Origin of the sequence: Streptomyces sp. NPDC059788 (genome assembly GCF_042732265.1) — a bacterium.
Lineage (GTDB): Bacteria > Actinomycetota > Actinomycetes > Streptomycetales > Streptomycetaceae > Streptomyces.
Genome location: NZ_JBHWHY010000022.1, coordinates 133,553 through 154,334 on the forward strand (window position 1 = coordinate 133,553; position 20,782 = coordinate 154,334).

Annotated in this window: 15 protein-coding genes; 9 read left to right on the forward strand and 6 right to left on the reverse strand. The window is 72.3% G+C overall.

What is annotated here, in order from left to right:
• Positions 1 to 187: 187 nt before the first annotated feature.
• Positions 188 to 589 carry an STAS domain-containing protein gene (locus ACFV57_RS20785; protein WP_385234084.1) on the reverse strand — a complete coding sequence of 134 codons (402 nt, stop codon included), beginning with the start codon at positions 587 to 589 and terminating at the stop codon, positions 188 to 190.
• A 299-nt stretch (positions 590 to 888) separates the two neighbouring features.
• Between ACFV57_RS20785 and ACFV57_RS20790 the strand changes: the two genes are divergently transcribed.
• The 4 genes from ACFV57_RS20790 (at position 889) to ACFV57_RS20805 (ending at position 10,932) form a co-directional block, all read left to right on the forward strand.
• Positions 889 to 1,512, forward strand: coding sequence for a nucleotidyltransferase domain-containing protein (locus ACFV57_RS20790; RefSeq protein WP_385234087.1), 624 nt, complete (start codon positions 889 to 891; stop codon positions 1,510 to 1,512).
• Positions 1,513 to 1,981: 469 nt separating this feature from the next.
• Entirely contained in the window at positions 1,982 to 9,178 is a 7,197-nt protein-coding gene (locus ACFV57_RS20795; RefSeq protein ID WP_385234138.1) for an amino acid adenylation domain-containing protein, read from the forward strand.
• Positions 9,179 to 9,182: 4 nt separating this feature from the next.
• The gene (locus tag ACFV57_RS20800) at positions 9,183 to 10,424 is read left to right on the forward strand and encodes an FAD-dependent monooxygenase (RefSeq protein WP_385234090.1); all 1,242 of its coding nucleotides are present in this window, start codon (positions 9,183 to 9,185) and stop codon (positions 10,422 to 10,424) included.
• Between the two features lie 139 nt (positions 10,425 to 10,563).
• A complete protein-coding gene (locus tag ACFV57_RS20805) occupies positions 10,564 to 10,932 on the forward strand; it encodes a cupin domain-containing protein (protein ID WP_385234093.1) in 369 nt (122 codons plus the stop codon).
• Between the two features lie 62 nt (positions 10,933 to 10,994).
• Here ACFV57_RS20805 and ACFV57_RS20810 read toward each other — a convergent pair whose 3' ends face one another.
• Together ACFV57_RS20810 and ACFV57_RS20815 are read right to left on the reverse strand one after the other, a co-directional pair.
• Positions 10,995 to 11,180, reverse strand: coding sequence for a hypothetical protein (locus tag ACFV57_RS20810; RefSeq protein WP_385234096.1), 186 nt, complete (start codon positions 11,178 to 11,180; stop codon positions 10,995 to 10,997).
• 330 nt (positions 11,181 to 11,510) lie between these two features.
• Positions 11,511 to 13,091: an MFS transporter gene (locus tag ACFV57_RS20815; protein WP_385234099.1), complete on the reverse strand. Its 1,581-nt coding sequence runs from the start codon at positions 13,089 to 13,091 to the stop codon at positions 11,511 to 11,513.
• 62 nt (positions 13,092 to 13,153) lie between these two features.
• Between ACFV57_RS20815 and ACFV57_RS20820 the strand changes: the two genes are divergently transcribed.
• Positions 13,154 to 14,311 carry a helix-turn-helix transcriptional regulator gene (locus tag ACFV57_RS20820; RefSeq protein WP_385234102.1) on the forward strand — a complete coding sequence of 386 codons (1,158 nt, stop codon included), beginning with the start codon at positions 13,154 to 13,156 and terminating at the stop codon, positions 14,309 to 14,311.
• Here ACFV57_RS20820 and ACFV57_RS20825 read toward each other — a convergent pair.
• A complete protein-coding gene (locus ACFV57_RS20825; RefSeq protein ID WP_385234105.1) occupies positions 14,292 to 14,663 on the reverse strand; it encodes a VOC family protein in 372 nt (123 codons plus the stop codon). The genes ACFV57_RS20820 and ACFV57_RS20825 overlap by 20 nt on opposite strands.
• 79 nt (positions 14,664 to 14,742) lie before the next feature.
• Between ACFV57_RS20825 and ACFV57_RS20830 the strand changes: the two genes are divergently transcribed.
• Positions 14,743 to 15,204 carry a MarR family winged helix-turn-helix transcriptional regulator gene (locus tag ACFV57_RS20830; RefSeq protein ID WP_385234108.1) on the forward strand — a complete coding sequence of 154 codons (462 nt, stop codon included), beginning with the start codon at positions 14,743 to 14,745 and terminating at the stop codon, positions 15,202 to 15,204.
• Between the two features lie 72 nt (positions 15,205 to 15,276).
• Here the strand turns inward: ACFV57_RS20830 and ACFV57_RS20835 are convergent, their stop codons facing one another.
• On the reverse strand, positions 15,277 to 15,618 hold the full coding sequence (locus ACFV57_RS20835; RefSeq protein WP_385234111.1) for a hypothetical protein: 342 nt from the start codon (positions 15,616 to 15,618) through the stop codon (positions 15,277 to 15,279).
• A 395-nt stretch (positions 15,619 to 16,013) separates the two neighbouring features.
• Positions 16,014 to 17,162, reverse strand: a complete 1,149-nt coding sequence (locus tag ACFV57_RS20840; protein WP_385234114.1) for a protein-L-isoaspartate(D-aspartate) O-methyltransferase — start codon at positions 17,160 to 17,162, stop codon at positions 16,014 to 16,016.
• A gap of 266 nt (positions 17,163 to 17,428) precedes the next feature.
• Here ACFV57_RS20840 and ACFV57_RS20845 point away from each other — a divergent pair, with 266 nt between their 5' ends.
• From ACFV57_RS20845 to ACFV57_RS20855, 3 genes are all read left to right on the forward strand, one after another.
• A complete protein-coding gene (locus tag ACFV57_RS20845) occupies positions 17,429 to 18,394 on the forward strand; it encodes an aminoglycoside phosphotransferase family protein (protein WP_385234117.1) in 966 nt (321 codons plus the stop codon).
• A gap of 328 nt (positions 18,395 to 18,722) precedes the next feature.
• A complete protein-coding gene (locus tag ACFV57_RS20850; protein ID WP_385234120.1) occupies positions 18,723 to 20,024 on the forward strand; it encodes an aromatic acid exporter family protein in 1,302 nt (433 codons plus the stop codon).
• Between the two features lie 204 nt (positions 20,025 to 20,228).
• Positions 20,229 to 20,782: HAMP domain-containing protein (locus tag ACFV57_RS20855; RefSeq protein WP_385234123.1), on the forward strand; the 554-nt coding region annotated here is incomplete at its 3' end.

Here is a 20,782-nt window from a genome sequence, read left to right on the forward strand (position 1 = left end):
AAGACGCCCGTCGGAGAGGGCCCGTTGACGGTCGGCAGGCTGGGCGGTCAGGTGGTCGGGGCTGCCTGCGACGTGACCGACGAGCCCTTCCGATCGCGAGGAAGTACTCCAGCTGCCGGATGTCCATCCGCCGATTCTCGCCCGCGCGTCCGCCGGCTCCCGGCCGGCCCCGGCCGCCCGCGGCGCCTCAGCCGCCTTCCGTGGGCCGGAGTAAGGCGCTGCCGCATTCCGGGGCCAGTTCGGTGACCGTCCACGGTCGCCCGGACGGGGGCAGAAAGCCCACCGCATCCGCGACGTCATGGTGGGCGGGCAGCAGCCAGGCCGTGCCGGTACGGGCGGTCAACTGGACCGCCGCGGTGCGCGCGCCGACCAGCACCACCCCGCCGCCGGTCGTGCGCAGCAGCATCGACAGGCGGGCCAGCGCCCCCAGGGCCTCGACGTCCAGTTGGTCGGCCGCGGTCACGTCGACCAGGACCACCGGGGTCGTCGCCCCGGCCCGGACCGCCCTGACCAGCCGTACGGCGGCGGTGGGCGCGTGTCCCGTGAGGGCGAGCAGATGGTAGCGGGAACCCGCGGTGGGCGAGGTCATGGCCGGCCGCCTTTCGTCGGAGCGGTGCGTGAGGTCACGCGAGGATTTCCGGGTTCACCGCCGACCCTCCTGTTACGCCTCCGCCGACGTGTGCGAAATTCAGTTCCCATTCCGGAGTCGCACGCCCGTACGCGGCCTCGGGGCGCGGGCGGCATCGGTGGCCGTACCGGCGGGACATCGGGGGCGCGGGGTCCCGTTACATCAGGGGCGCCGGGTCCCGTTGCATCGGGGGCGCCGGTCCCCGTTCCTCCGCCGAAAGAATCCGCTCTCCAGCCGGTCAACAAGCGAAAATGTCGAGCATGACACGCCCTCCGCACCCTCCTCCGCTCGGCCCGTGGGACCCCGCCCCGCTGTCCGAAGTCGTCACCCGGTTCTCCGGCGCGCGCTCCGCGTGGTGGGTGGCCGGGGGCTTCGCCATCGAACTCGCGGTGGGCCGGTGCTTCCGGAGCCATGACGACATCGACGTCCTGCTCCTGCGGCGCGACCAGCGCGTGGTCCAGGAGGTGTTGCCCGACTGGCAGTGGTGGGCGGCAGACCCGCCGGGCACGCTCCGCCCGTGGGCGCCGGGCGAGGTCCTGCCCCTCGGCGTACACGACATCTGGTGCCGGCCCGGCCCCGACACCCCCTGGCGCATCCAGATCATGCTCGACGAGTCCGAGAAGCAGGACTGGGTGTCACGGCGCAACCCCCGCATCCGCAGACCGGTCAGCACGCTGGGCGCGCATTCCGTGGACGGCATCCCCTACCTGGTTCCGGAGGTGCAGCTCTTCTACAAGGCGAGGACACCGCGTCCGAAGGACGAAGCGGACTTCGACGCGGTGCTCCCCGTGCTCACGGTCGGGCAGCGACGGTGGCTCGCCGACGCGATCACCGATACGTATACGTCCGGACCTCACCCGTGGGTGGAGCGGTTGCGGGCTTGAGGCGTTGCGCGCCCGGTGCAGCGCGGTGCAGCGCGGCGGCATCAGGGCGGCATCGGGGCGGTGGAGTCGGTGCTTGGCGGTGGGGCAATGCCATCGGGGCTTTCGCGCCGAAGCTCGTTGTTCCGTACGTGATTTCCGCGCGGAAGTCGATGAGATGCCTCCTGATTGCCCCGAGGCGTCTGCGGAGATATCCCGCGACTTGTCCTCCGGGAGATGCCGGAGACGACCCGGAAAGTCTCCGGGGTCGCGTCGGAATTCCGGTGGCATTTCGGACGGATTCCGGCGAAACCTTGCGAAATACCGGCGATACTCCGGTGTGGGCCGGGGTATCTCCCTCTTCACCGGACCGGCTCACTCCCGTTGTGCAGAGAGCGTCTAGATATACGCTTAGTTCTTGACAGTCACACTGTGCGCTATGACGAGGACCGCGATCGGCGAAGCGCACCCGACGGGCCCGCGGGGAACAGGCGTGAACGGGCCCGCGCGGAGCCCGCTCACGGCATATCAGCGCGATATCTGGACCGCCGCTTCGCAGGCTCCGGAATCGGCGCAGTTCACCTGTGTTCTCCACGAGCGTCTGCGGGGCAGCGTCGATCGCGGCCTCCTCACCGCTTGTGTCGAACGTGCGCTGTACCGCCACGAGGCCCTTCGCCTGCGGTTCGGGGAGAGCGCGGGAACGCCCTTCCAATGGGTGACGGACGAGGGCGCCCGGGTCGAGCGAGTGGACTTTTCCGGGGAACCCGAACCGGCGGCCGCGTGCGCCGGATGGATGCGGTGCTCGATGCGGACGCACCTGCCGCTCGGCGGCGGTGGCAACCCGGTGGAAGCCACGCTGCTCCTGCAGAGCCCCGACATCACGCATCTGCACATCAAGGCGCACCACATCGTCGCCGACGGCTGGACCCTCAACCGGCTCAGCCGCGAAATCTTCGAGGACTACGCACAGGCCACGGGATTCGGCCGGGGGAGTGCCCACCGGCGTGAGCCTTCCTCCTACCTCGCGTTCGTGGCGGAGGAAGTCGCCTATCGCGCCGGCGCGCAGGCCGGACAAGACCGGGCCTTTCACCGCGCGGCACTCGCCGGTGCGACGCCGGTGCTCTTTTCCCGTACGGCGGGCGACAGTGGGCGCGGCCGTCACTCATTCGTCGTCGAGGGGCGCCTCGCCGACCGGGTCCGTGCCGCCGGTCTGTCGCCGTTCTCCTACATCGCCGCGATGTTCGGCACCTGGCTCACGCGACTGCACCGCAGCGAAGAGGCGGTGCTCGGCATCCCGTTCCTCAATCGGCCGGAGGACCGTCACAAGAATATCTGCGGGCATTTCGCCAACGCGCTGCCCCTGCGGGTGGCGACGCCCGCCGGGCGGACGGTACGGGAACTGGTCGCCGCGACCTGGGAGGCCAGCCGCGCGATCCAGCGACACGAACGGCTCTCGCTCGGCGACGTCCTGCGCGAACTTCCCCTTTCGGCCGAGGGGCCCCGCCGGCTCTTCGACGTGACGATCTCCTATCTGCGCTGGCCGTGGTCGGCCCCGATTCCGGGGATCGAGCGGCAGTCGGCGCTGACCGCCGCCGCCCGCGAACAGGACGCCCTGGGCGTCACGGTGGCGGCGTTCGTGGGCACGGCCGACATCCGCATCGACCTCGACTACGCCCGCGACGTCTTCGACGAGGACCTGCCCATGGCCTCGGTCGTCGGCCACCTCAAGACGCTGCTCGAACACGGCGTGGACATGCTGGACCGGCCCGTGTCGGACGTCCCGATGCTGGCGCCCGCCGAACACCACGACCTCACGGCGGTGCGCAGCCACGGCCCGGTCGTGCCCTGCGCGGACGAGGCCACGCTCCACGGCCTGTTCGAGGAGCAGGCGGCTCGTCGCCCCCGGCAGACCGCCGTCATCGGCGCCGAAGGCGAGGCCCTGACCTACGCCGAACTCGACGAGCGGGCCAACCGGGTCGCCCGCGCCCTGCGGGACGAGGGGGTCGGCCCCGACGACCGGGTCGCCGTGATGATGGAGCGAGGGCCGCGGCTGCTGGTGGCGCTCCTCGGCGTGCTGAAGTCCGGCGGCGCCTACGTACCGGTGGATTCCGGTTATCCCGCCGAACGTGTGCGGTTCCTGCTGGAGGACAGCCGCGCCAAGGTGGTGATCGTGGACGGCGCCGCCCCCTCCGTCGGCGGAACGAAGGTGCGGCATGTCGACGAACTGCTGCACGGCAGCGGCGCCCCGCCCCCACCGCTCGCCGGTGCCCGCGATCTGGCCTACGTCATCTACACCTCCGGCTCGACCGGCCGTCCCAAGGGCGTGATGGTGGAGCACCGCAGCGTCGTCAACCGCCTCGCGTGGATGCAACGCCGCTATCCGCTCGGCGACGGCGATGTCCTGTTGCAGAAGACGCCGGTCTCCTTCGACGTGTCGGTGTGGGAGCTGTTCTGGTGGGCGGTCGAGGGCGCGGCGGTGGCCCTGCTGCCGCCCGGCGGCCGGCAGGACCCGCGGGAGATCCTGCGGACCATGCGTGAACGGCGCGTGACCGTCGTGCACTTCGTGCCGTCGATGCTGGGCCCGTTCCTCGACCTGCTCCAGGACGTGCCGCGGGCGCGCGAGGACGTGCGCTCCCTGCGGTTCGTCTTCTGCAGTGGCGAGGCCCTGCCGCCGGCGCGGGTCGAGCAGTTCAACCGGATCTTCGGCACATCCGGCGCCGAGTGTCCCGTACGGCTGGTGAATCTCTACGGGCCGACCGAGGCCACGGTCGACGTCTCGTACTACGACTGTCCGGGCGATCCCGCCCGAAGTGTCGCGCGGGTCCCGATCGGCCGGCCGATCGACAACACCCGGCTGTACGTCTTGGGGGCCGGTGATCTGCCGCAGCCGGTGGGCGTCGCCGGAGAGCTGTGCGCCGGCGGTGCCGGTGTCGCCCGGGGCTATCTGGGCCGTCCGGACCTGACCGCCGCGAAGTTCGTCCACGACCCGTACGTACCGGGCGGACGCCTCTACCGCACCGGCGACCTCGCCCGCTGGCTGGCGGACGGCACCCTGGAGTACCTCGGGCGGATCGACGGGCAGGTCAAGATCCGGGGCAACCGCGTGGAGACGGGTGAGGTGTCGGCAGCGCTGTGCTCGATGCCCGGCGTCCGGGACGCCGTCGTGGTGGACCGCACCTCCGCCGCCCGCGGCACCCACCTCGTCGGCTACTACGTCGCCGACACCGTCATCGTGCCCGCGCGGCTGCGGGAGCTGATGGCGCGGAAGCTGCCGGGGTTCATGGTTCCGGCCCACTTCGTACGGATCGAAGCCGTTCCGCTGACCCCCAACGGGAAGGCGGACCGCCGGGCGCTGCCCGCGCTCCGGGAGACAGTGGTCTCGGCCGCCGGCAAACCGCCGCGCAACCGGACGGAGGCCACCTTGGCCGAGATCTGGGCCGAGGTGCTGGACCGGGAGACCGTCGGTGTCCACGACGACTACTTCACGCTCGGCGGCGACTCGATCCTCGTGCTCCGGATTCGTGCCGAGGCCGAGGCGCGGGGCCTGCGGTTCTCCCTCACCGACCTCGTGCGCAACCCGACGGTGGCGGGGCTGGCCGCGCGCACCGAGGAAGTGACGGCGTCCGGGAGCGACCCGGCCCCCGCCCCGTTCGCGCTGGTGGCCGGTGTGGACCGGGCCCGTCTGGAGGGCGCCGAGGACGCCTGGCCGGTCACCCGGCTTCAGCTCGGCCTGCTCTACCACAGCCGCAGGCACGAGACCTCCGCCAGGTACAAGGACGTCTTCCGGTACACGTTCGAACTCCCCTGGCGAGAAGAGACGTTTCGTCGGTCGTTCGGCAGGCTGGTGGCACGCCACCCGGCCCTGCGCTCCGCCTTCGACCTGGCGGGCCTCTCCGAACCGTTGCAGATCGTCCACCCGCAGGCGCCCGTCGGCCTGGACGTCGTCGACCTGCGCCCCCTCGACCCCACCGAGGCCGACGCCGAAGTACGCGCGCACATCGAGGAACGCCGCCGTCACCCTTACGTCTTCGACAAGGCGCCGCTCTACCTCTTCCGGGTATTCGTACGGCCCGCCACCGTCGACCTGGTCCTGAGCTTCCACCACGCCCTGCTCGACGGCGGCAGCATCGCCAACCTCCTCCGAGAACTCCTCCAGGACTACGCACACGAACTGGGCCTGGGGACCGGCCCCGTCGACGACGCGGCACCGCCCTCGGCGGCGTGCTACGTACAAGAGGAACGGGCCGCTCTGGAAGCCACGGAGACGCGGCAGTACTGGCAGGAGAAACTCGCCGACTGCGAACCCCTCCAGATCGACGGATTCCGGTCGCACCTGCCCGGCACCGGGCAGAAACCGGAACCCTCCGCACACCGCACCGACCTGCCCGAGGAACTGGCCGCACAGGTAAGGCGGTTCGCCGCCGAACACCACCTGCCGATGAAGTCCGTGCTCTGCGCGGCGCACTGCCTGACCCTCGCCATGTTCTCCGGAACCCACGACGTGACCACCGGCCTGATCACCCACGGCCGGCCCGAGCGCGCCCACGCCGAACGCGCCACCGGGCTCTTCCTCAACACGCTGCCCCTGCGCCTGTACACCGCGCAGGCCGCTTGGCTGGACGTGGCACGCGAGGCCTTCCGGCAGGAACAGGACAGCCACCCCCACCGCCGCTACCCGCTGAGCGCCGTCCGGGACGACCACGGCGGCCCCGTCCTGGACACCGCCTTCAACTACGTGCACTTCCACCAGCTGTCCGAGGTTCTCGCCCTGCCGGACGTGCGGCTGCGGGAGTGGCGGACCTGGGAGGAGACCGACTTCCGGCTCCTGGTGAACGCGGTCACCGAGCCGGGCAGCGGACACGTATGGCTGCGGATCGACTACGACGGCGACCGGTTCTCCGCCGACCAGGCCCGCCTGTTCGCCCACGCGTACCGGAAGATCCTGCGGAGGATGGTGGAGGACCCGCACGCGGCGCCCGACTTCGCCTTCCTCGCCGACCGGCCCGTCCTCGCACGCACCACGCCCCGCGGCACCGTCGTCGAACGCTTCACGCAGCAGGCCGCCCACACCCCGGACGCCACCGCCGTGGTGGAGGGTGCGGAACGGTGGAGCTACGCGCGGCTCGCCGGGACGGCCGACCGGGTGGCCCGGCGGCTGTGCGCACTCGGCGCCCGGCCCCGGGCCCGAATCGGGATCGCCATGGACCGCTCACCGCAGACCATCGCCGTCATCCTGGGCGTACTGCGCGCGGGATGCGCCGTGGTCCCGCTGGACCCCGGCTACCCCGTCCAGCGGCTGGCCGCGATGCTGGACCAGGTCCGGCCCTTCCGCGTCATCGCCCACCAGCACCACGCCCACCTCGTCCAGGACCCGTCGCTGCTGCTGCCCGCCGAATCGGTGACCGAGCCCGTCACCGGCCCTGCCGCGGAGCCCCCGGCGCAGATCCCGGCCGACAGCACCGCCTACGTCCTGTTCACCTCCGGCTCCACCGGCCGGCCCAAGGGCGTGACCATGCCGCACCGCTCGCTGGCCAACCTGGTCGCCTGGCAGACGGCCGCCGTCAGCGGTGCCGTGGGCGGCGCCACCCTCCAGTACGCTCCGCTGAGCTTCGACGTCGCCTTCCAGGAGATCTTCTCCACGCTGTGCTCCGGCGGCGCGCTGCACCTGGTGGGCGACGCCCGGCGGCGCGACATGCCGGAGCTGCTGCGGCTGATGGACCGCGAGGGCATCGAGCGGGTGTTCCTCCCGTACGTGGCGCTCCAGCAGCTCGCCGAGACCGCACAGGTGCTGGGAATCGTCCCCCGCGCCCTGCGGACACTGATCTCCTCCGGCGAACAGCTGCGCGTCACCCGGGAGATCCGCGGGCTGTGCGCCGCGCTCCCCGGCGCCGTCCTGGAGAACCAGTACGGGCCGACGGAGACCCATGTCGCCACCGCCTTCACCATGACCGGCGACCCGGCCGCGTTTCCCACGCTGCCCCCGATCGGACGGCCCGTCGAGGGCGCCGAGGCACATGTCCTGGACGAGCGGATGCGCCCGGTGCCCGCCGGGGTGCGCGGCAAGATCCACCTCGGCGGCAGCTGCCTGGCCGACGGCTACGAGAACCGCCCGGAACTCACCGGGCAGCGCTTCGTCCCGCACCCCTTCGCGGACCGGGGCCGGGTGCTCTACGACACCGGGGACCTCGGCCTGGTGCTGCCCGACGGGACGATCGCCTACGCGGGCCGGGCCGACACCCAGGTCAAGGTGCGCGGCTTCCGCGTCGAACCCGCCGAAGTGGAACTGGCCCTCACCGGCCTCGCCGGGCGGTACCCGGGCCTGCGCGACGCCGCGGTCGTGGCCGCGCGCCAGGACAACGGCGACTGCCTGCTCGCGGCCTTCCTCGTCGGGGAGGGCACCGAAGCGGACCTGACCGGCATCCGCGGACAGCTGCGCACCGTACTGCCCGACCACATGATCCCGTCCCACCTGCGATGGGTGCCGCGGCTGCCGCTGACCCCCAGCGGCAAGCGGGACGACGCAGCCCTGCGCCGGATTCCGCTCACCGACACAACCGGAGCCGCCACGGCCGGAGCCGGCGCACGCGACACCCACGAACGGGTGTTGTGCGAGATGCTGGCGGACCTGCTGCGGCTGCCCGTCGTCGGCATCCACGACAACCTCTTCGACCTGGGCGGCTCCTCCCTCACCGCGATGCGGCTGATGGTCCGTATCGAACAGCGCTACGGGGTCGACATCCCGCTGTCGGAGTTCGTCGCGGCCCCCACCGCGGCCGGGCTCGCGGCGCGGCTGCGCGCGGGCGACACGGCCCCCGCGTACGACCCCCTGGTGCCCATCCGCCCGGAGGGCGGCCGCCCGCCGCTGTTCGTGGTCCACCCCATGGGCGGCAACGTGCTGTGCTACGTGGCCTTCGCCCGGCACCTCCCGGACGACCAGCCGCTCCACGCCCTCCAAGCGGCCGGCGCCGACCCCGGCACCACACCGCTGCGCACCGTCGAGGAGCTCGCGGAGAGCTACATCGCCGCGATGCGGCGGGTGCAGCCGCACGGCCCGTACACCGTCGCGGGGTGGTCCTTCGGCGGCTTCGTCGCCTTCGAGATCGCCCGCAGGCTACGGGCCGCGGGCGAGGCGACAGCCCGGCCCGTACTGCTGGACACCTTCGCGCTCGACCAGCGGCAGCGCCTCCACCACGACGACGACGCGCTGCTGGGGTGGTTCTTCTGGGAGCTGCTCTGGCTGGAGCGCGGCGGCGATTCCCCGATGGAGATCATCCCCGACGAACTGGTCACGCTGGAGGAGAAGTTCGCCTTCATCGCCCGCCTCGCGATCGATGAAGGCGTGCTGCCGGCCGGCAGTTCCGGGACCGTCATACGCCGGCTCTTCCACGTCTACCGGACGAACTGGCAGGCGGCGCTGGACTACCGGCCCGAACCCACGGACCAGGGACTCGTCCTGCTCCGCGCCGAGGAACCGCTGCCCGACGTCCTCGCCGCGATGCACGGCGCGGCCGGCAGCCGCCATGAGGACGCGGCCAACGGCTGGGGCGGCGTCACCGACGGCCCGATCCAGGTCATCGGCGTACCCGGTGACCACCTCTCGATCGTGGAGGAACCGTACGTGGAGCACGTGGCGACGACGGTTGCCGAGCTGATCGATCCGCCCAACGGCCGTCACGGCGAGGGGAGCTGACCTCATGCTCAGGGGCAATCGCGTGCGGGCCGTCGTCATCGGAGCCGGCATCGGCGGCCTGACCTGCGCTCTCGCGCTCCGGCGGGTCGGGATCGACGTGGCCGTGTACGAGCGGGCCACCGAACTGCGGGCCGCCGGTTCCGGGCTGTCGGTGATGAGCAACGCCGTCACCGCGCTCGCCACGCTGGGCATCGACCTCGGCCTGGACGGGCGCGGCCGGACCGTGACGTCCTTCACGGTCCTGGACCACCGGGGCCGGGAAATCCGCGACCTGCCCTTCGCGGAGGTCTGCGAGCAGGTCGGCGCCCCCAGCGTCTGCCTGAGCCGCTCGGACCTCCAGGAGGCGCTGCTCGACGCGATCGGGGACTGCCCGTTGCACCTGGGTGCCACCGCGAGCGGCTTCGACATCGGCGCGTCGGGCGTCACCGCCCACTTCACGGACGGGCGTTCGGCGCGCGGTGATCTCCTGATCGGCGCCGACGGGCTCCACTCGGCCGTACGCGGCCGGCTCGTCGGGCCGGAGCCTTCGCAGGACAGCGGTTACGTCTGCTGGCTCGGCATCGTCCCTTTCCGTCACCCCGAAGTCGCCCCGGGCAGCGTGCGCCACTACTGGGGCGACGGACAGCGCTTCGGGCTCGTCGACATCGGCGGTGGCCGCTTCTACTGGTGGGGCACCCGGAGCATGCCCGCAGCCCGCTCGCACGCCTGGGACGGCACCAAGGGTGAGATCACTCAGGCGTACGAGGGCTGGGCCGACGAGGTGCGGGCGGCGATCGACGCCACCCCGCCCGAGGACATCCTCGCCGTGCCCTCCCGTGACCGCGCCTTCCTGGAACGGTGGGGAGCGGGCCCCGTCACCCTGCTCGGCGACGCCGCACACCCCATGCTGACCACCCTCGGCCAGGGGGCGGGCATGGCCATCGAGGACGCCGTCGTCCTGGCGCACACCCTGGCCGAGCCCGGGGCCTCGGACGATGTGCCGCTCGCCCTGCGGACGTACGAGGACCGCCGTCGCGACCGGACCCGGACCATGGTCGCCGTGGCCCGGTCGATGAGCGACCTGGAGCAGGGCGCCACCCCCGAACAGCGGCAGGCCCGGGACTCCTACTTCCGGTCGGCGCCTCGCCGGGAACTGGCCCGGCACACCGCGGAAAGCCTCACCTTCCCCGGCATCCCGGCCCCCGGCCGCGCGTCCTGCGGGCCCTCGCCCCGGGGGAGTGCCGACGGAGCCGACGCCGGACGGTAGACAACCTGGTTGACCATATGAGCCGCGGACGCCTAATCTCCAACAAGACAACCGGGTTGACCATCGGCTTGCCCTGGTCCCGACCCGCTGTCCCGCCCCGTTGACCAGAACGGTCGACCGTATCCGTGGAGGACCCGCCATGCCCCTGTCCACCGGAGCCGACGCTCCCACCTTCGAACGCCCCGGATTCACCTTCCGCCCGCTCGCCGTGCCTTCGCGCGGCAGTACGGAACTGGCGATCTGGAGACTGCACGCGGCGCCCCTGGCCGCCAGCGAACCGCACAGCATGGACCGGGAGGAGGTCTTCGTCGTACTGGACGGCCGGATCACGGCGACCGTCGGCGGCGAGGAGGTCGTCGCCGGGCCCGGCGACGCCGTCATCGTGCCCGCGCACACCGAACTGTGCCTGCGTAACGGCGAGGCCCCCTCGACCGTCAACGTCGTCACCTCGGCCGGAATGCGGGCCACACTGGGGGACGCGACGTTCCCGCCCCCGTGGGCCCTGTAAGGGGCGGCCGGCGGTTCGTGTGAGCGTGCGGGCGGCCCGTGAAGCGCGGCCCGGCTCCGGGGTCAGGGGTCGCAGTGCCGGGGCTCCAGTGCGTAGGTGGTGCCGCAGGCGCCGCAGGCGAAACGGCCGTTGAGACCGTCGTTGGCGCTCTGGCACTCCGGGCACGTGGCAGAGGTGAAGTACGCCTGGAGCGGTTCCACCGCGCCCGTACAGCTCTGCTCCGTCGGGATACCATGCTTATCTGTCATCCGGATGCTCCGCAGTTGCACGACCATCTGCCGTCGGGCCCTTGGATGACCTGGGCGCCGCACCGGTTGCAACACATGATGCCCTCCCCCCAGCCCCCGAAGTCCGAGACTCCCCTATGGGCAGAGTGCGTCTACAAAAACATCACAAAACCCCCTAGGAGTGGTTACGCTGAAGCCTTGGTGGCGTGGGGGCGGCGCACGATGCACGCGCCGGAGCACAGGCCGTCACCAGGGGGCGCAAAGATCATCGACGGCGCGCCCCGGCCCTGGCCGGGCCCCGCGCGGCCGCCGGGGGCGGGGGCGCGGACGCCTCGCCCCCGGCAGCCCGACTCACCTCTCCGGACCGGCCGTCGAGGCCTCTGCGCCGCCCGGAGCGTCAGCGTTCTTCGGGAGCAGCAGCATGAGCGCTGCCGCCGCCACGTAGCACGCGATCTGCCAGGGCAGGACGGCGGACAGCGCGTCTCCGTAGGCCGTGAGCGGCGCGGCGCCCGACGTGGCGGACGTGTCGAGCGAGGCGAAGAACCATACGCCCAGCACGGCCACCCCGACCGCGTTCCCGACCTGGCCGACGGTGCTCAGGACGCCGCCGGCCGCGCCGGCGTCCCGCGCGGGGACCCCGGCGAGCACGACGTTGACCAGCGAGGGCGAGGTCAGGCCCAGCCCGAGCCCGCCGATGAACAGCGGCAACGCCAGCTGCCAGTACGAGGGCTCGGCCCCGCCCCGCACCACGAGCAGCAACAGGAGCTGCGAAGCCGCGAGGACGAGCGAACCGGTGACGAGCAGCAGACGGCCGGCGCGCGCGGCCAGTTGTACGCCGATCCCCGACGTGAGCGTCGAGCCGACCGCGTACGGAAGGATGATCATTCCGGCTTCCAGGGGCGAGCGTCCGGTGCCGGACTGGAGGTAGAGCGACAGCAGCAGGAAGAACGAGCCGATGGCGCCGAAGAACAGCGCGGAGGCGGCCAGACCGCTGCTGAAGGCCCGTACGCGCAACAGCCCCGGATCGAGGACGGGTTGCCCGCCGCGGGCGGCCAGGCGGCGTTCCCTCCGGAGGAAGAGTGCCGTCACCGGCACGGACAGGGACAACAGGACAAAACCCCACCACGGCCAGCCCCACTCCTCGCCCTGGACGAGGGGGAGGAGCACGCACACCACGGCGGCCGCGGCGAGCGCCGCGCCGGGCAGGTCCAGCCGGGTCCGCGAAGCCGCGTCCGACTCGGGCAGGAAGCGCGCACCGAGCACGATCCCGGCCGCCGCGACCGGGACGTTCACCCAGAAGACCGTCCGCCAGCCCAGCCCGAACACATCCGCCTCGACGAGCACGCCGCCGAGCAGCGGGCCCGCCACGGACGCCAGCCCGAGCACCGCACCGTACGCGCCGAACGCCTTCGCCCGCGCGGCCGGCGCGAAGGACGACCGGATGATGCCGAACACCTGGGGCACCATCAGGCCGCCCGCCAGCCCCTGGCCGACGCGGGTGGCGACGAGGAACGCCGGGTCCGGCGCGAGGGCGCAGGCCGCCGAGGTGATGGCGAACGCCGCCAGCCCGGCCAGGAAGACGCGGCGCCGCCCGAACTGGTCGCCGACGCGCCCGCCGGTGATCAGCCCGGCGCCGAGGGCGAGGGTGTATCCGGCGACCGTCCACTGCAACGCGGCCTGACCGGCCCCGAGCCCGTCGGCGACCGCCGGGGCGGCGACCGTGATGATCGTGGCGTCGAGGAGTTCCATGAACGAGGCGATGAGCACGACGACGAGGGCGACCACCGCCGAGGAGCCGGAGACGGTGGCCGTTCCCGGTCCGGGGCCCGCCGCCGCGTCCGGCCCCGGTCCCGCCGCGGGGTGCGGGGGCGTCGGCGTATCTGCTGGTGTGGCGGCTGCCGTGCCGCCGTCCACATCGGTTGAAGAGGTCATGAGGGCCAGCGTCACAGGAGTACCGGCCACATAACGGCCGCCATTTCTGGCACGGTTGAGCCATGGCAGAGACCGCGGCGCGCCTTCTTCACCTCCTTTCCCTGTTCCAGTCCAGACGCGAGTGGCCCGGATCGGTGCTGGCAGAGCGCTTGGAGGTCAGCCCGCGCACCATGCGCAGGGACATCGGCCGGTTGCGGGAGCTGGGCTACCCCGTACGCGTCACCAAGGGGCCGGGGAGCGCGTACCGCATGGACGCCGGAGCGAAGATCCCGCCCTTGCTCTTCGACGACGAACAGGCCATCGCGGTCGCCGTGGCGCTGCAGACCGCCCCCTCGACCGTGGCCGGTCTCGGCGAGGCGGCCGCACGCGCGCTGGCCACCGTCCGCCAGGTCATGCCGAAGCGGCTACGGCACCGCGTCGACGCGGTGCCGGTGACGGCGATCGACAATGCCTGGGACCTGGCGGCGCCCCCGGTCGACTCCCAGGTGCTGCTGGCCCTGGGCACCGCCGTCCGCAACAGCGAAGTGCTGGGTTTCGACTACACGGGCGGCCGGGGGACCGAGCCCGCCGAGTCCGGAACTGGAGCCGAACCCGGCTCTGGCTCCGGTCCTGGACCTGCATCCGATCCTGGCCCCGGCCCCGTAGCCTCTCCGGGACCGTCGCAGCGAGTGGAGCCCCACCACCTCGTCATGTGGTCCGGCCGCTGGTACCTCGTCGCGTGGGACCTGGGGCGCCCCGGCTGGCGCACCTTCCGCGTCGACCGGATCACGCCGTACCCGCCCACCGGGGTCCGCTTCACCCCGCGGGACCTCCCCGGCGCCGACGTCGCGACCTTCCTCGTCGGCCAGTTCGACCGGGGTGACACCCCCGACCAGTGGGCCTGTCATGGCGAGGTGATCCTCGACGCCCCCGCCGCGGTCGTCGCCCGCTGGGCACCCGGCGGCGCGGTGGTCGAGGAGGTCGCCCCGAGCCGCTGCCGGCTCACCCTCGGCGCGTGGTCGTGGCCCGGACTGGCCGCCCTGATCGGCACCTTCGGCTGCGACATCGAGGTGATCGGCCCGCCGGAACTGACCGCGGCGTGCGACGAACTCGCCCGGCGGTACGCGGCGGCAGCGGCGGGCGGCCCGAACGGCGCCACGGCCCGGACGGGGGAGCGGGACGGGAAGCCGTCGCGTGCGGTGCCGCAGCCCGCGGCCGTGGTCAGTTCCCGTGCGCCGTGATGGCGTACCCCTCCGGGCCGGCGAAGGTGAACGCGAGGCCGAAGGGGGTGTCCTTCGGCGGGCTGAGGATGGTCACCCCGGCGGCGACGAGCTGGTCGTGCAGTTCCCTGGCGTCCGTGGCGCGGAACCACAGGGCCACCCCGAGGCCGGGCCGGTCGGCCTGGTCGAGCTCCACTCCCGGCAGCGGCTCGCGGACCGCGAAGGGGACCGGCTCGGTGGCGAACACCACCGCGCCGGGAGGCGAGGAGGGGGTCCGGCGCAGCCCGAGGTGCTTCTCGCAGAAGGCGGCCGCGGCTTCGACGTCGCGTACCTGCAGGGCGAGGAAGTCCGGGCCGAGGAGGGCGGCGGTCATGGGTCTCTCCGTTCCTTGATGTCAGGAATTTGACATCAAGAAATGTACGTGCGGTGCCGCCCTGTGTCAAAATCCTGACATGAGTAACCGGAAGCCCGTGGAACCGCCCCACCCCGCCGAGGACATCACCGAGCACGTGGGGTACCGCCTCAAACGCTCCGCCGCGGCCCTGCGCGCCGCCATGGACAAGGCCTTGCGCGAACACGGCCTGACCGTGCCGCAGTACTCCTGCCTCGAACTCCTCGACGAGCAGCCCGGTCTGTCCAACGCCGACCTGGCCCGCGGCACGTTCGTCACCCGGCAGTCCATGAACGTCGTCCTGCGCGGTCTCCAGGACGCCGGCCTGGTCTCCCGGCCGCGCACCACCGACCACGGCCGTGCCCTCCCCGCCCATCTCACCGAAGAGGGCCTCGACCGCCTCGACGCGGCCCGCGGCGCCGTCTACGCCATCGAACGGCGCATGATCGACGCCATCCCGCAGCAACGCCTGGCCGCCCTCCTCGCCGACCTCGACCGCATGGCGGCGGCCCTCGGGGACTGAGGCCCCTGGTGCCGCCGGCCGTCGGTCACGGCCGAAGGCGGCCGGAGGGAGGCGGATCGCGGTGCGACGTGGTCAGCCCGCGGTGTTGGTGTGCCAGATCGGCCGACCGTTGGAGTCGTAGATGACGACGTTGCCGTCGTCCTGGACGGAGAAGGTGGCGCCTTGGTTGCCCGCGGTGTCGGAGTGCCAGATCCGATTGCCGCCGGAGTCGTAGACGGAAAGGTTGCCGTCCAACTCGAAGGCGGCGGTGTCGCCGTTCGGGTAGACGTTGTCGGCCTGCCAAGCGGCCTTGTCGTGGCGGTAGACGACGAAGTTGCCGTCTTCCTGGAGGCGCACGAGGGTGCTGCCGTCACCGGATGTCCAGGCCTGGTTCCGGCGGATCACTGTCCTGGCCCGGAAGTCCGCGTTCGCCATATGTTCCCCCTCGGTACGGCCACGGGGCGGTTCCCCGGGCCCGCCCGTCACGGTAGTCCCGCGTAGCCGAGATGCTGTAGGGGCAATGGCGCCGACCGGTTCGCTCGGTGCGCGGACCAAAGATGCGGCCAACCCCCGTCACCCGCCACGCCCCACCTTTCCTCCTACGGAACAACCGCGTGTGGGGGAGGGGGTCCACTGTGCCGGCTGCGGCGTCGGAGAGCGCTGACAGCCTGGCGGATTCCTGTCCCTGTCCGAGCACGAGCGGGCCCGTGAGACGGATACGACAGGCGAGCACCGGCCACCGGCGCCTGCGGCACGACCGCCGAAAGTGGCGTGCCGGGCACCTTGCGGAAGTGTGACGGCGGGATATGCCCGGTTGCGGCGGCGCCCGTTCACCCGACCTCGTGGCCGGGCTCGTCGAGCCACGTCCGGTGCGTTCCGTCGCGCTCCACGCTGACGCCGAAGCGGGGGAGGTCCGGGCGGCCGTGGACGCGCCACCAGGTGTACGCGGTGACGACTTCCCGCCACAGATCGCGCGGCCCCCAGACCCGAACCGAACCGTGCTGCCACCAGGTGTCGTAGGCGACGACGGCGACCGACGTACCGGACTCGTCCCAGAGCTGGACCTGCTTGTCCGGTCCGTCGCCGCGGTGGGTGTAGTCGATGTCGCGCGCATGCAGGCCGATGGCGAAGTCCTGCTGCCAACTGCCCTGGAGCACTTCCGCCGGATCGAGGGGCGAGGCGCCGCGGCGCGAACTGTCCGGTGCGTCGATGACGCGGCGGGGACGCTGGCCGCGGGCCCACATGTAGTGGGCGCTGCCGACGAACCTCCCTTCGGCCCGGCCGTCCGCCACGCGCAGCCTCAGCAGGCCCGCGTTGGCGTACGCCGTGCCGAAAGGGGTGAGGATCAGCCCTCCCTCGGCCGACTGCTCCAGCCACGCCGCCGGAACGCGCCGCACCGACGCCGTACTGAGGACCCGGTCGTACGGCCCGGACCGCGTCCAGTCCTCGGGCCCGCCCGCCAGCCCGTCACCGCAGACGGCCTGTACCGAGGCGTACCCGGCCCGTTTCAGGTTGCCCGTGCCCCATGCGGCGAGAGCCGGGTCCACCTCCACGGTCGTCACCCGCGCGCTGCCGACCCGCTCGCACAGCAGGGCCGTGTTGTAGCCCGACGCCGTCCCGATCTCCAGGACGCGGTGTCCCGGGTCAAGGTCCAGATGGCACAGCTTCTCGTAGGCGATGTCCATCGCGGACACCGACGAGGTGAAGTCGCCACGGGCCGGTCCGTCGAGCGCGGTGGCCCCGTCATCCATCTGGACGACGGCGGAACGGCTGGTGTCCCACACGGCCTGCCGCCAGCGCTCCTCGTCCTCCTCGCGGTCCAGCAGCGGATAGAGCCCGTTGTCCTGGGCGGGCAGGCCCCAGAACCGGGAGGGCACGAACTGCTCCCGGTCGACCACGTCGAACGCCTGCGCCAGCCACGGCCGGCGGAAGGCCCCCTTGGTGGCGAGCGCCGTGCGCGCCACGTCTCGCCAGCGCACCGGCTACTTCTTCTTGCCCGGGTTGTCGCCGTCCGGGCTGGGCGGCTCGGGCGGCGGCGTCCACGGCTTGTCGGACGGCTCGCCCCGGTGATGTTGTCCCATCCTGCCTCCCTCGTGTCCTGCCGCGACGAGTCCAACTCTTCCCCGAGAAACAGGCCATCGAACGGAGAGCGCGCGAGGCCGGAAAACGTTCACGCATGATCGCGTCACGAAGAACTCCGGTAGGTTCGCGGCGCGAAATCCGACTCCGGCGAAGGAAGGCTTCCATGAGTACGTCGGAAAGCGTCGGCATCCCGGACGCGCTGGCCGCGTCGTACGCCGGGGACGACGCCGGACGGGCCTGGCTCGCCGCCCTGCCCGCGCTCACCGCGGCCTTCCTTGAGCGCTGGGAGCTGCGGCGGGACGGCGAGGCCGGGTCCGGAATGGCCTCCCTCGTCCTGCCGGTGGCGCGTACGGACGGGACGCCCGCCGTGCTGCGGTTCCAGCCGCCCAAGGAGGAGACCGACGCGGCGCTGGTCGGCCTGCGCACCTGGAACGGCGACGGCGCCGTGCGGCTGATCGACCATGACCGGGCGAGCGGCGCCATGCTGCTGGAACGGCTGGACGGGTCCCGCACGCTGGCGTCCGTCGCGGACGACGACACCGCGATGACCGTCCTCGCCGGGCTGCTGCGGCGCCTCGTCGCCGTCCCCGCACCGGAGGGCCTGCGCGGACTCGGTGACATCGCCGCCGGGATGCTGGAGCAGGTGCCCACGGCGCTGGCCTCGCTGTCCGACCCCGCCGACCGGCGGCACCTGCGGACCTGGGCGTCGGTGGTGGCCGACCTGGCCGGCGAGCCGGGGGACCGGCTGCTGCACTGGGACCTGCACTACGACAACGTACTGGCCGCGGAGCGCGAACCGTGGCTCGCCATCGACCCGGAACCGCTCGCCGGGGACCCCGGATTCGACCTGTGGCCTGCCCTGGACAGCCGGTGGGAGGACGTCGTCGCGACGGGGGACGCCCACCGTGTCGTACGGCGCCGGTTCGACCTGCTGACCGACGCGCTCGGCCTGGACCGCGAGCGGGCGGCCGGCTGGACGCTGGGCCGGCTGCTCCAGAACTCCCTGTGGGACATCGAGGACGGGGCCACCGCGCTCGACCGGTCACAGGTCACCGTCGCGGAGGCCTTGGCCTCGACCTCGACCTCGACCTCCATCTCGACCTCGGCCTCGGCATCGTCGAAGCGGTAGCCCGGCAGGCGCCGCACACCGAAGGCCACCCCGCTCCGCCCCACCTCACTCCACTCCACCCGCCCCGCTCCGCCGTCCGCGCACTCCCCGCCGCCGCGGTGACCCACTCCACAGCGACAACCCCGGAACGCCGAGTGTCAAGAGGCGTCCGCCGGGACACACGAGCGGCGGCGCTTCGGAATCCCGTCCGGCGCGCCGTCCGCGGTCTTCCGTACGGCGGCGGAGTGCCGGCGTCGTACGGACATGAGGCATCAGCGCGCCGACGGGGTAACGAGTGAGAACGTACGGACCGCCGACAGATGCGGACCGGATGAGGAACGGAGCGTGCATGGCCGGTCGGACGCGGAAGCAGGAGTCTCAGGAACGCGGGCAAGACCCTCGGACGCGGGAACAGGAGACCCGGTCCGGGGCGCGGGGCTCCGAAAGCGGGCGGCAGCAGCAGCAGCAACAGCACCGCGAGGAGCCCGCGCCGCAAGGGCGCGTCGCCCGGGTGCGGCAGTGGTGGAGCCGGGCCTGGGGCTCGGCGGGCCACGAACGCCACACGCTGCTGCTGATCGGCAAGAGCACGCTGGCGGCGACCGCCGCCTGGGTGCTCTCCTACAACCTGCTCGACGCGGAGTCCCCGGCGTTCGCGCCGTTCTCCGCCGTCCTGATCATGCAGGTGACCGTGTACCAGTCCCTGCTGCAGTCACTGCGCTACGTGGGCGCCGTGGCGGCCGGGGTCGCCGTACAGGCCGTCCTGGGGTACCTGGCCGGGCCCGACCTCCTCACCTTCGCGCTCGTCGCGGTCGTGGCCCTCGCCATCGGCCGATGGCCCGCCCTCGGATCGCAGGGCTCCCAGGTGGCGACGGCGGCGTTCTTCGCCTTCTCCACCTACATCTCGGCGCCGGCCGGAATCGGCAAGATCACCCACCTGGGCCAGATCATCCTGCTGGTCCTCATCGGATGCGGCGTCGGCGTCGTCGTCAACGTCGCACTGGTGCCGCCGCTGCGCTACCGCAGTGCCGAACACGGCATCCACACCCTCGCCCGCACCCTGTGCGACCTGGTCAGCGACATATACCCGGCCATGCGCGAGGGCGAGATGGACGAGGAGCGCATCAGCCACTGGCGCGGCCGGGCCGAGCAGACCGGCACACTGATCACCCAGGCCGAGAACGGGCTGCGCACCGCGCGCGAGAGCCTCTACTTCAACCCGCGCAACCGCCTGGGCCGCCACCGGGGCCGCAAGGGCTTCGAAGGCTACGGCGCGGTGCTCAAGGCGCTGGAGCGGACCATGTACCAGACCGCCTCGCTCACCCGCAGCCTCGACCAGTGGCGCCAGGACGGCAACGGCCGGGACCGGCGCTTTCTGAGCGGCTACGCCGACTTCCTCGAATCCGTCTCCCGGATCAGCCAGGTCCTGGGACAGCTGGACGAGGACACGCTGACCGACCAGGCCCGCGAACTGTGCGGACTCGCGGAACAGGCGCAGGAGTGCTGCCGCAAGGTGACCGAGCAGGCCGAGCAGGACGGGCTGCCGCTGACCGACCCGGCCTACCCCTACGGAGTGCTCGTGGTGGAGTCCACCCGGCTGATGGACGAGTTCCAGTACACCTGCGACGTGCTCCAGCAGCAGGTCGACCAGTGACGGCGGCGGCCGCCGCCCCGCCCACGGAGCCGGCGGGCGCACCCGCCCTTACCCCCGACTTACCACCTTCCCGTGCAGGATGGGCAGGCTTTGCCACCCTGTCGCGCGTTCCGCGGCACCTGAGGAAGGATCAGCAGTGGGCCCGTTCAGCGTCCCGGTATCCGTCGCCGTGCCCGCTCCGCCGGGCCGTCGGGGCTGACCGCGGTGGCCGCCGCTGCCGAACCGCCCCCGCCGGTGCCCCTGCCACCGAAGCCCCACGCGGGCCCCGCCCCGGCCGACCGCCCGGCGCCGTGGTTCCGGCCGACCATCCGGATACGGCTGACGCTGCTGTACGGCGGCATGTTCCTGATGGCCGGCGTCGTGCTGCTCGCGATCATCTACATGTTCGCGGCCAACACGCTCAAGGAAGGCACCCCGGAGTTCCGGGTCTTCGGCAGCGACATCAGCCTGGCCAACGTCAACTGCCGTGCGCTGCCGCCGGTCGGCACGGTCGACGAGATCAACGCGGCCATCGGCGACTGCCTTCGTGACCAGCGCGCGTTCGTCCTGCAGACCTTCCTGAACCGTTCCCTGCTGGCGCTGCTGGGGCTGACGGTCGTGGCGTTCGCCTTCGGGTACGCGATGGCGGGGCGGGTGCTGTCGCCGCTGGGCCGGATCACCCGTACCGCGCAGCGGGTGGCCGGTTCCGATCTGCACCGGCGTATCGAGCTGGGCGGTCCGGACGACGAGCTCAAGGAGCTGGCCGACACCTTCGACGA